The 10,774-nt window shown below is 65.8% G+C and carries 12 protein-coding genes; 10 read left to right on the top strand and 2 right to left on the bottom strand.

Annotated elements, in window-relative coordinates; all coding sequences use genetic code 11:
* Together X803_RS20575 and X803_RS0115640 are read left to right on the top strand one after the other, a co-directional pair.
* Positions 1-637, top strand: a 637-nt coding sequence (locus X803_RS20575; RefSeq protein ID WP_035779423.1) for an MFS transporter, incomplete at its 5' end; no start/stop codon positions are given.
* Positions 634-2,412, top strand: coding sequence for a DEAD/DEAH box helicase (locus X803_RS0115640; protein ID WP_026545861.1), 1,779 nt, complete (start codon positions 634-636; stop codon positions 2,410-2,412). The genes X803_RS20575 and X803_RS0115640, both read left to right, overlap by 4 nt.
* A gap of 87 nt (positions 2,413-2,499) precedes the next feature.
* On the opposite strand, the gene X803_RS0115635 is transcribed toward X803_RS0115640, so the two are convergent.
* Both X803_RS0115635 and X803_RS0115630 read right to left on the bottom strand, forming a co-directional pair.
* On the bottom strand, positions 2,500-3,123 hold the full coding sequence (locus X803_RS0115635) for an isochorismatase family protein (protein ID WP_026545860.1): 624 nt from the start codon (positions 3,121-3,123) through the stop codon (positions 2,500-2,502).
* Positions 3,120-4,451, bottom strand: a complete 1,332-nt coding sequence (locus tag X803_RS0115630) for a nicotinate phosphoribosyltransferase (RefSeq protein WP_026545859.1) — start codon at positions 4,449-4,451, stop codon at positions 3,120-3,122. The genes X803_RS0115635 and X803_RS0115630 overlap by 4 nt, the downstream gene beginning before the upstream one ends.
* 147 nt (positions 4,452-4,598) lie before the next feature.
* Between X803_RS0115630 and clpS the strand changes: the two genes are divergently transcribed.
* From clpS to X803_RS20570, 8 genes are all read left to right on the top strand, one after another.
* Positions 4,599-4,841, top strand: coding sequence for an ATP-dependent Clp protease adapter ClpS (gene clpS, locus X803_RS0115625; protein WP_253907497.1), 243 nt, complete (start codon positions 4,599-4,601; stop codon positions 4,839-4,841).
* A gap of 9 nt (positions 4,842-4,850) precedes the next feature.
* Entirely contained in the window at positions 4,851-5,417 is a 567-nt protein-coding gene (locus X803_RS0115620) for a DUF2017 domain-containing protein (RefSeq protein ID WP_026545857.1), read from the top strand.
* A gap of 103 nt (positions 5,418-5,520) precedes the next feature.
* Positions 5,521-6,477, top strand: a complete 957-nt coding sequence (murI, locus tag X803_RS0115615) for a glutamate racemase (RefSeq protein ID WP_035779421.1) — start codon at positions 5,521-5,523, stop codon at positions 6,475-6,477.
* Positions 6,474-7,265 (top strand): MBL fold metallo-hydrolase, encoded by a 792-nt coding sequence (locus X803_RS0115610; protein ID WP_026545855.1) that lies wholly within the window; start codon positions 6,474-6,476, stop codon positions 7,263-7,265. The genes murI and X803_RS0115610 overlap by 4 nt, the downstream gene beginning before the upstream one ends.
* 138 nt (positions 7,266-7,403) lie before the next feature.
* On the top strand, positions 7,404-8,201 hold the full coding sequence (gene rph, locus X803_RS0115605; protein ID WP_035779420.1) for a ribonuclease PH: 798 nt from the start codon (positions 7,404-7,406) through the stop codon (positions 8,199-8,201).
* On the top strand, positions 8,194-8,829 hold the full coding sequence (gene rdgB / locus X803_RS0115600; protein WP_026545853.1) for an RdgB/HAM1 family non-canonical purine NTP pyrophosphatase: 636 nt from the start codon (positions 8,194-8,196) through the stop codon (positions 8,827-8,829). The genes rph and rdgB overlap by 8 nt, the downstream gene beginning before the upstream one ends.
* Positions 8,830-9,007: 178 nt before the next feature.
* The gene (locus X803_RS0115595) at positions 9,008-9,679 is read left to right on the top strand and encodes a DedA family protein (protein ID WP_084033857.1); all 672 of its coding nucleotides are present in this window, start codon (positions 9,008-9,010) and stop codon (positions 9,677-9,679) included.
* 121 nt (positions 9,680-9,800) lie between these two features.
* Positions 9,801-10,774 (top strand): 3'-5' exonuclease (locus X803_RS20570; RefSeq protein WP_084033855.1); only part of this gene is annotated, 974 nt, incomplete at its 3' end.

The raw sequence follows: 10,774 nt of genomic DNA, 5'->3' as shown, positions 1-10,774 counted from the left end.
GCTGGCGCCCGGGCTTCCCAGCGTCATTGCCACGCGCGGACTGCTGACCGTGACCTTTTTCGGCGCGGAGGCATTTGTTCCGCTGATGCTCGTGTCAGCCCGCGGTCTCAGCGCCTCGACGGCGGGCCTTGCCCTGAGTGCCGCGGCCATCGGCTGGAGCGCGGGCTCCTTTGTCCAGGCGCGGGTGAGCTTCCGGCGTCAGTGGCTGCTTGTCATCGGGGCTTCGCTGCTGTCGCTGTGCATCGGAGGACTGGCGCTCGCAGCGGTCGCCCAGGTTCCCTTCTGGGCCCTCGTCGTGGTGTGGAGTGCGGCGGGCTTCGCCATGGGTCTGACGCTGTCCAGCACGTCTGTACTTGTGCTGAAGCTGTCTCCACCTCATGAGCAGGGACGGAATTCGGCGGCGCTGCAGCTCTCGGACCAGCTGGGCGGGGTGATCGGAACCGCTGGAGCAGGAGGGCTGTTCGCCCTGCTGCGGGACCCGGAAGCGCCGGGTCAGGTGCCGGTCTTTGTTGCAATCTGGCTGGCTCTGTGCGTCTTTGCCGTTGTCGGTATAGTGGCCGGGTTGAGGGCCACCCGGGGCGACCGGGACCCGCTTCCGGCAACATCCGAGACACGAAAGGTGCCGTTCCAAGAGTGAGTACCCACGCACTGTTCGGTGCCGGCCCGGCTCTCCCTCCCGCGTACCCGGAACGCGCAGCGTGGGGCACCGCTCCCAAGCTTCGGCAGTGGCAGGAAGAAGCACTCGCCAAGTACTTTGCCGACTCCCCCCGGGATTTCCTGGCCGTCGCAACGCCGGGCGCGGGCAAGACCACCTTCGCCCTGCGGGTGGCCACGGAGCTGGTGGAACGGCGGATTGTCAACCGCATTGTCGTCGTCGCTCCCACGGATCACCTGAAGCGGCAGTGGTCGGACGCTGCAGCCCGGGTAGGTCTGTCGATCGACCCGAATTTCCGCAATGTCGACGGACGGCACGGCGAGGGCTTCATCGGCGTCGCAGTGACCTATGCCCAGGTTGCCAGCAAGCCCATGCTGCACCGGGCCAAGACTGAAGGCGCAAAGACGCTGGTCATCCTCGATGAAATCCATCACGGCGGTGACGCGCTCTCGTGGGGCGACGGGATCCGTGAGGCGTTTGAACCGGCCACCCGCAGGTTGGCGCTGACCGGAACACCGTTCCGCTCGGACACTGCTGCGATCCCGTTCGTGGAGTATGCCGAGGACGCGGACGGTATCCGCCGTTCGCGGTCCGACTACACCTACGGCTATGGCGATGCGCTCCGCGACCATGTGGTCCGGCCGGTGATTTTCATGGCGTATTCCGGTCAGATGCGGTGGCGGACCAGCGGCGGGGAAGAAATGGCTGCCTCACTCGGCGAGGCAGCTGTCACCAAGGACATCACCGCGCAGGCCTGGCGTACTGCCCTGAATCCGAACGGCGAGTGGATCCCCGCGGTGCTGGCCGCCGCGGACCGCCGCCTCACCGAGGTCCGGCGAACTGTCCCGGACGCCGGCGGCCTGGTCATCGCGACCGACCACGACGACGCCCGCGCCTACGCTGGGCGGCTGAAGAAGATCACCGGGGAGTCGCCGACGGTCATCCTGTCTGATGATGCGAAGGCCTCCGGGAAGATCGAGGAGTTTTCGGTAAGCGAAACCCGCTGGATGGTGGCCGTCCGGATGGTGTCAGAGGGTGTGGACGTCCCACGTCTGGCAGTGGGCGTGTACGCGACCTCCACGGCCACGCCGCTCTTCTTCGCACAGGCCGTGGGACGCTTTGTCCGTGCGCGACGGCGGGGGGAGACGGCGTCGGTCTTCCTGCCCTCCGTGCCGAACCTCATGGCGCTGGCCAACCAGCTGGAGCTGGAACGCGACCACGCGCTTGACCGTCCGGACAACAACGAGGACGGCTTTGCGCCCGAAGAGGCGCTGATGGAGGCCGCAAACCGTGCGGAGAAGGCGTCCGATGAGCTGACGAAGCAGAAGTTCGAGGCGCTCGAGTCGCAGGCATCGTTTGACCGCGTACTGTTCGATGGCGGCGAGTTCGGCACCGGCGGTGAGATGGGCAGCGAAGAGGAGCTGGACTTCCTCGGCATTCCGGGCCTGCTCGATGCAGACCAGGTGGGAGTGCTGCTCCGGCAAAGGCAGCAGGAACAGCAGTCCCGGCGGCGCAGGCCCGCCGCAGCCTCCGAACCGGCGGCACCCCAGGTGGTCGACCACCGGCAGCTGACCGAATTGCGCGGCCAACTGGCAAAGAACGTGTCGGCGTGGTCTGCGCGTTCAGGCATGCCCCACGGAGTGATTCACACTGAACTGCGCAAGGCATGCGGTGGACCTGCTGTGGCGCAGGCCAACGAGGAACAGCTCCAGCGGCGGCTGAAGAAGCTTCAGGACTGGTTCATCGGGCGCACGTGATTCACCGGATCCACCGGACGCACGTGATTCACCGGATCCAGCGCACCCGCCTCCGGGGGAGTCTGCGGCTTCCGCAGCAGCTGTCCGTCAGTCGATGAGTTCGACCCCGGCGTCTTCAAGTTCGGCGAGCACGTCGCCGAGGCGCTCGGGGTGAACGGGCCGGGTGTAGTCCACCAGCAGGCGGACGGCGTATCCGGCCACCACTGCATCCAGTGCGGTAGCCCGTACGCAGTAATCGGCCGCCAGGCCGGCAATGGCCACCTCATCGACCTCGTGGTCCCGGAGCCAGTCATCGAGCGACACGGCGTCATCGGCAGTGGTGGACACACCGATTGCCGGTCGTTGTTCCCCGGTCGGTACCTGGTCCTCCGGAGCCAGGACACCCTCGAAACCTGAGTACGCCGCCTCATACTGCCCCTTCCGGAACACGGCATCCACCGTTTCGGTGTCGAGGTCGGGATGGAACTGGGCGCCGGGCTGCTCCGCAACGCAGTGCACCGGCCAGGAGTCAACGTAGTCGGGCTGGTCGGAAAAGTGCGAGCCCGGATCAATGTGCCAGTCCTGGGTGGCGACGATGTAGTCATAGTGGTCGCCCTGGGCGTCAATGTAGTCGCTGATCGACTGGGCAACTCCGGCACCGCCTTCGACCGCGAGCGAGCCTCCCTCACAGAAATCATTCTGGACGTCGACGATGATCAGTGCGCGTGTCATGCGGACTCCTCGTACTCGGTGGGGATGGCCGGCTCCCCGCGCTGCAACCGCATGACGGATCCGGGCAGCTCCGCCATGGTGTCCCGGTGGCGCTCGACGGCGCGCTGGACGCCCTCCGGTCCGGTCCAGCCGGGGAGCACCTCGCCGTCGTGCACAAACTGCTGCAGCAGTGGGCGGTCGTTGCCGTCGTCGTGCGGATTGCTTCCGATCCCGATCACCTCGGCCACAGCGGTCCCGGAGGCGTCGAGGCGCCGCAGCGCATACTTGCGGCCGCCCACGGAAACTTTGTTCTTGGCCGCCTTTGCCACCGAAACAAAGGTGCCGTCGTCGTCCGTGCGGCTCACCAGCTTGTAGACCATTCCGGCGGTGGGCGCCCCGGACCCGGTCACGAGTGAGGTGCCGACACCGTAGGAGTCCACCGGTGCCGCGGCAAGCAGGCCGATGGCGAACTCATCAAGGTCGGAAGTGACCACAATGCGCGTCTGGTGGTTGCCCAGATCATCCAGGAGCTGCCGCACCCACCGGGCCTGCTCGATGAGGTCGCCGGAGTCGAGCCGCACAGCGCCGAGATCCGGACCTCCGGCTGCCACGGCGTTACGCACGCCCTGCTCGACGTCGTAGGTATCCACCAGCAGGGAAGTCCCTTTCCCGAGCGCTGCCACCTGGGCTGCGAAGGCCTCGGTCTCGGAGTCATGGAGCAGGGTGAAGGAGTGCGCTGCCGTGCCGACGGTCCGCAGGCCGTAGCGGCGTCCGGCCTCAAGGTTCGAGGTGCTGGCGAAACCGCCGATGATCGCAGCGCGGGCTGCTGCCACCGCCGACTCCTCCTGTGTGCGGCGCGAACCCATCTCGATGCAGGGGCGGGCACCCGCGGCACCTGTCATGCGTGACGCGGCGGAGGCGATGGCGCTGTCATGGTTCAGGACGGAGAGCAGGTAGGTCTCCAGGATGCAGGCTTCGGCGAACGTTCCCTCCACTATCAGGATGGGGGAGGAGGGGAAGTAGGCGTCGCCCTCGGCGTAGCCCCACATGTTCCCGCTGAAGCGGAAGTCGGCAAGCCAGCCGAGCGTGGAGTCGTCAACCACACCGGCGGCGGACAGCGCGTCCAGCTGCGCCTGCCCGAAGCGGAAGTGCTTCAGGCCCTCAAGCAGCCGCCCGGTTCCCGCCACAATGCCGTATCGGCGTCCTTCGGGCAGGCGCCGGGTGAATACTTCGAAGACCGACCTGCGGTGTGCGGCTCCCGAATGCAGGGACGCCTGCAGCATGGTCAGCTCGTAGTGGTCCGTGTAAAGGGCGGAATTGGGGTGCTGCCAGGTTCTGTGTGGGCTCACATGAAAACTCTAGCCCCGTGGCCACCATGTGAGTACCGCCGCACCGGCACGGAAGGCGCCGCCTGCCAACCTACAATGGGAACCATGAGTGTTGGCGTTGTTCCCGAAACCCGTCAGGCTGAGGAGACGCAAGAGGACTCGCTGACTATGACCGATGTTCCGTGGGTGGTCATTGTGTGGAATGACCCGGTGAACCTGATGAGTTACGTGACCTACGTGTTCCAGACCTATTTCGGTTACAGCGAGGCGAAGGCCCGCACCCTCATGCTGGAGGTTCACGAGCAGGGCAGATCGGTTGTCTCCACCGGATCGCGGGAGCAGGCGGAGAAGGACACCATGGCCATGCACTCTTACGGCCTGTGGGCTACTTTCCAGACAGCGGACGCGTAGGGGGCGGCAGTGGCCAGGGCATTCCGGAAAACACGTCGGGGCATCGCCGGTGAGTTCGAGCAGGGCGAGCTGAGACTGCTGCGGCGGCTGTTCGCCGACGTCGTCCAGCTGCTCGAGCCTGAGAAGCGGGAAAATGAGGACCCGTTGGCGGCCCTCGTGGGCCTGGATCAGGAAGCCACCAGACCGGAGGACAGCGCGGTGATCCGATTGCTGCCGGACGCGGTCAGGAACGACGACGACGGTGCGCTGGAATTCCGCCGGCTCACCGAACGCTCCCTGCGGGAGGAAAAAGTCAGCGCCCTGCGCGCGGCGGCGCTGCTCCTTGAGCATCCGCAGGTCCTGTTGAACCCCGATCAGGCCCAGGTGCTGGCCCGTGCGCTCAACGATGTGCGCCTGGTGCTGGCGGACCGGCTGGAAATCAAGACGGATGAAGACGCAGCCAGGCTGCACGGGATCTCGGACCTCGAGGACGCGGAGGATCTTGAATCCTATCTCGCGCTCGTCTACAACTTCGTCACCTGGGTACAGGAAGGCCTGATGCAGGCGCTGCTGGCTTCTGTCGAGGCTCAGGAATAGGTCCCGAAGGCAGCCGCGCGCGGTTCACTGGGCCGGTGCTGTGATTAAGGACACGTGCTTCCGCTTAGCCAACGGCAGCGCCGGGTCCTATCCTCAAAGGATCATGAGTTCTGACTCCGCCGACTCTGCGGCTGCCGAGCTGGCCGCCTTGAGGTCCACTGAAGCACCCATAGGCATCTTCGACTCAGGCGTCGGTGGCCTTACCGTCGCCCGGGCGGTCATCGACCAGTTGCCCCATGAATCGGTGCTGTACGTGGGAGACACCGCGCACGCCCCGTACGGCCCCCTGCCGATCGCCCAGGTTCGGGCCTACGCGCTCGGCGTGATGGATGAGCTGGTGGATTCCGGCGTCAAGCTTCTGGTCATCGCCTGTAACTCGGCATCGGCGGCAGTGCTCCGTGATGCGAGGGAGCGCTACACGGCCCGCTACGGTATCCCGGTCATCGAGGTCATCCAGCCCGCGGTCCGGCGCGCCGTCGCCTCGACCCGGTCGGGTCGGGTGGGCGTGATCGGAACCAGCGCCACCGTGGGGTCACGAGCCTACGAGGACACCTTCGCTGCCGCCCCGCATCTGGAGATCTTCTCCGCGGCCTGTCCGGCGTTCGTCGATTACGTGGAGGCGGGTGTGACCGCCGGCCAGGAGGTACTGGAAACCGCTGCCCGGTACCTTCGCCCGCTGCAGGAGGCCGACGTCGACACCCTGGTTCTCGGCTGCACGCACTACCCGCTGCTGACTGGAGTGATCTCCTACGTCATGGGCGATTCGGTGACCCTGGTTTCGAGTGCGGAGGAAACAGCCAAGGACGTCTACCGCGCCCTCGTGTCCCACGACCTGCTGCGCAAGGAACCGGGCCAGCCGCGGCACCACTTTGTCGCAACGGGAAACGCTGCCCGGTTCGAAGAGCTGGCCCGGCGCTTTCTCGGCCCCGAAGTCCTGAGCGTGGAACAGGTGGACCATGTGTCGGCCCAGTATCCAACCGGATCCATGTCCCGCATCACGCCTGAGATGATCGCGACCGCGCGGGCTGACGCGGGAAGCGGCGGAGACCGCCGTTCATGAAGCTCACCATCGTGGGGTGCAGCGGTTCGTTCCCCGGGCCGCACTCGCCGGCTTCCTGTTACCTCGTGACGGTGCAGGAGGACGGCAGGACCTGGCGCATCCTCCTCGACCTTGGCAACGGATCGCTCGGCGCGTTGCAGCGTTACATGGACCTGCGGGACATCGACGCAGTCCTGCTGACCCACCTCCATCCCGACCACTGCATGGACCTGTGCGGCCTTCATGTAGCGGTGCACTGGGATCCGGCGGGCTGGAACAGGCCCCGGATCCCCGTCTGGGGTCCGGCCGGCACAGCAGACCGGATGGCAACCGCCTACGGTCTGGAGCTCGAGCCGGGTATGCATGAGGACTTCGACTTCCGCGCTTGGTCGCCCCGTACCCCCGTGCGGATCGGCCCCTTCACCATCACCCCCTATCCCGTCCTGCACCCGGTGGAGGAGGCCTACGCCCTCCGGGTCGAAGCCGATGACGCCGAGGCTCCGGGCGGGAAGCGGGTGCTGACCTATTCGGGAGATACGGACGCGTGTGAGGGGCTCATCGAGGCCGCTGCCGGTTCCGGCATCTTCCTGTGTGAAGCTGCCTTCCATGAGGGCAGGGATGACGGGATCGACGGCGTCCACCTGACGGGCAAACGGGCAGGTGACGTAGCCTCAGCCGCTGCGTCACGGAGACTGCTGCTCACGCACCTTCCGGTCTGGAATGATGCGGTTCTGGCCATGGAAGAGGCGCGCAGCAGCTATTCGGGGGACGTCGCCGTCGCGGTTGCCGGGGTTTCCTACCAGGTGTGAGGGTGCAGTTTTCACCGTTTCGCTGACGTCGCTGTGGCGGTTGCCGGGGTTTCGTACCAGGTGTGACGGTGCAGTTTCACCGTTTCGCTGACATCGCCGGATCGCGTCTGTGGGACAGGCTCGTGGCAGACTGGAGCCATGACTTCCCCCTCATCTTCCGTGTCTGCATCCGAGTCGGCATCGTCCATCGGAAGCGCCGTTGTCCGTGCAGACGGCCGGGCACCGGACCAGCTAAGAAACATCAGCATCACCCGTGGATGGTCGAACCAGGCCGAAGGATCTGCCCTGATCGAGTTCGGCAACACCCGCGTGCTGTGCACCGCATCGTTCACCACCGGAGTTCCCCGGTGGCTGAAGGGCGAGGGCAAGGGCTGGGTGACAGCCGAGTACGCCATGCTGCCCCGTGCCACCAACACCCGCTCGGACCGGGAATCGGTGAAGGGCCGGATCGGTGGGCGCACGCATGAGATTTCGCGCCTCATCGGCAGGTCGCTTCGTTCGATCATCGACACGCGCGCCCTGGGCGAGAACACCATTGTCCTCGACTGCGACGTGCTGCAGGCCGACGGCGGCACCCGGACTGCCGCGATCACCGGCGCCTATGTGGCGCTCGCCGAGGCCATCCGGTACGCCAAGGAAAACAAGATCATTGCGCAGTCCTCCCGGCCGCTGACCGACACTGTAGCGGCGGTCAGTGTCGGCATCATTGACGGCGTGCCGATGCTCGACCTTCCCTATGTGGAAGATGTTCGGGCGGAGACGGACATGAACGTGGTTGTGACGGGCAGCGGCAGCTTCGTGGAGGTACAGGGTACCGCTGAGGGCGCTCCCTTCGACCGCTCCGAGCTGGACGCGCTGCTTGACCTCGCTCTGCTCGGCACGGCCCAGCTTGCGCAGATCCAGCGTGAAACGCTGGGGGAGGCCGCAGGTGCCTGAACCCTCCGCCGAGCAGCCCGCCCGGCTGGTCCTTGCCACCCGGAACGCGGGAAAGCTGCGCGAATTCCGTGCGCTCCTGCGGGACCGGGTGCCAGGGCTCGACGTCGACACCCAGGTGATCGACGCCGCTGCAGCAGGTGCTCCTGACGTGGTCGAAAGCGGCGTCACCTTTGAGGAGAATGCCCTGCTGAAAGCGCGCGCGGTCGCTGAGGCGACCGGCATTCCCGCCGTCGCAGATGATTCCGGGCTTGCCGTCGATGTACTCGGCGGCGCACCGGGCATCTTCTCTGCCCGCTGGGCAGGCCGGCACGGCGATGACTCAGCCAACCTTCAGCTGTTGCTGAACCAGCTTGCGGACATTCCGGTGGACCGGCGTGCGGCGCAGTTTGTGTGTGCGGCTGCGCTCGCCGTTCCGGGCGGGGACGCAGTTGTGCGGCATGGTGCGCTGAGGGGAACACTGCTTAGTGAGCCGCGCGGCAACAACGGTTTTGGTTATGACCCGGTGCTCCAGCCTGACGGCATGGACCGCAGCTGTGCCGAACTGGCGCCGGAGGAGAAAAACGCCGTCAGCCACCGGGCCAGGGCGTTCGCGGAACTGCTGCCCGCCATTCTCCAAGTGTTGCGGTGAATGTACCCGGTCAGCAGGTTGCTTTAAGTGCCGGCCGGGGACTTGCGTCCCAGACTGCCATGGGGGTTCATCCCGGGCGTACCCGCTGTCCGAGCGCGCCGGCCGACACGGCAGCGGTTCGTCACGGGCGTACCCGCTGTCCGAGTGCTCCGGCTGATAGGGCAGACTTAACCAGGTTATGAGAAGAGATGTGAGCTACCTGCCCCTGCAGACCGGTAATGAACCCACCCTCGGAGGGGTCGCTGACTGGGCTGTGACCCTGATGGAAACGATCGGAGCTCCAGGCGCAGGCCTTGCGATCGCTCTCGAGAATCTCTTCCCGCCCCTGCCGAGTGAGGTGATCCTTCCACTGGCAGGATTCACGGCCAGCCGGGGAGACTTCACCCTCTTTGAAGCACTGTTCTGGACCACCGCCGGGTCCGTGGTGGGCGCTTATCTCCTCTATATGCTCGGGGTGCTGCTCGGGCGGGACCGGATGCGGCGCCTGGTGTCCAAAGTTCCTCTGGTGGACCTGGAAGATGTGGACAGCGTCGAAGCGTGGTTCAACCGCCACGGCTACAAGGCCGTGTTCTTCGGGCGCATGGTGCCCATCTTCCGGAGCCTGGTGTCTATTCCTGCAGGCATCGAACGAATGCCGGTCTGGACGTTTTTGGGGCTGACGCTCGCCGGCAGTCTCATCTGGAATTCCATCTTCGTGCTTGCAGGCTTCTACCTGGGGGAGAACTGGCATCTGGTGGAGCAGTATGCGGACATCTTCCAGAAACTGGTGATTGTCGCCGTCGTACTGGTGATGGCATTCCTGATTGTGGGCAAGGTACGAAAAGTTCGGCGCAAGCGCGAAGCTTCCTGAGGCTGCGGCCTTCCAGCCGGCTGATCTCAGGCCGGTCAACTCGGTCGGTGTCCCTTCCGGTTTCCGCGCCACACGGGCAAGCCTCACAGGGGTACGCCCGTCCACCGGATACCGTGAACGGGTGGGAATTGAGTTCACGGCAATCGACTTCGAGACTGCCAATGGGTTTCGGGGTTCGCCCTGTGCCGTAGGGCTCACCAAGGTCCGTGACGGCCGGATCGTAGCCGAAGCGAACTGGCTCATGCGGCCACCCGCCGGGCACGACCACTTCGATTCGCGCAACGTTGCCATTCATGGGATCACCGCGGACATGGTGGCGCATCAGCCGCGGTTCGGCGAACTTTTCCCTGAGATCGGCGCCTTCATCGGGAACGATGTTCTGGTGGCTCACAACGCGGCCTTTGACCTGGGTGTCATCCGCTCCGCACTTGAGGTCTCCAACCAGGCCGGGCCGGGCTACGACTACGCCTGCACTGTGCTGCTGTCCCGCCGCAGCTACTTCCTTGTTTCCTACTCACTGCCCTACGTCGCGGAGGCAGCCGGCGTGCCGCTCGTCAACCACCATGACGCCGTCGAGGACGCTCGGGCGTGCGCCGGTATCCTGCTGGATATCGCACGCCGTGCAAAGGCATCGACTCTTCAGGAACTGGTCACCGGCCACCGTCTCCGGTTGTCCCGCCTGGACGCCTATCAACCAGGGATTTCAGAACTGTCCAAGGCTACGCGGACGGCGCTGGAACGCGGGCCGGCCGTCGGCTGGGCGGGCTGGCCGGACGAGGGGCTGAACCCGGATCCCAATCCGGCCGCGGACCCCACCCATCCGCTCTACGGACAGACAGTGGTCTTCACCGGTGACCTAGGGATCCCGCGGCCACAGGCGAAACAGCGGGCAGCGGTGCTGGGCGCGCAGCCGGCGAGCACTGTGACCAGGAAAACCACGGTACTGGTGGTCGGCGACGGGTTTGTAGCGGCCGATCTCCGCAGCGGTCGCGTGACAGGGAAGGCCCGGCGTGTTCTGGAACTGCACAGCCGCGGCCAGAATATCGAGGTGCTCTCCGAGGCCGAGTTCCTGCAGATGACCGGCGGGCGCTGCGG

This window comes from Arthrobacter sp. 35/47 (assembly GCF_000520475.1).
Classification (GTDB): Bacteria; Actinomycetota; Actinomycetes; order Actinomycetales; family Micrococcaceae; genus Arthrobacter_D; species Arthrobacter_D subterraneus.
The sequence above is the reverse complement of the archived record's forward strand: the minus strand, read 5'-3'. Positions and strand labels throughout refer to the sequence as shown.

What these genes read in the sequence shown, in the direction of transcription:
- X803_RS0115635 (WP_026545860.1), bottom strand. Translation starts at nt 3,123, where the DNA reads ATGACACGCGCACTGATCATCGTCGACGTCCAGAATGATTTCTGTGAG.
- murI (WP_035779421.1), top strand. Translation starts at nt 5,521, where the DNA reads ATGAGTTCTGACTCCGCCGACTCTGCGGCTGCCGAGCTGGCCGCCTTG.
- clpS (WP_253907497.1), top strand. Translation starts at nt 4,599, where the DNA reads ATGACCGATGTTCCGTGGGTGGTCATTGTGTGGAATGACCCGGTGAAC.
- rph (WP_035779420.1), top strand. Translation starts at nt 7,404, where the DNA reads ATGACTTCCCCCTCATCTTCCGTGTCTGCATCCGAGTCGGCATCGTCC.
- X803_RS0115595 (WP_084033857.1), top strand. Translation starts at nt 9,008, where the DNA reads ATGAGAAGAGATGTGAGCTACCTGCCCCTGCAGACCGGTAATGAACCC.
- X803_RS0115610 (WP_026545855.1), top strand. Translation starts at nt 6,474, where the DNA reads ATGAAGCTCACCATCGTGGGGTGCAGCGGTTCGTTCCCCGGGCCGCAC.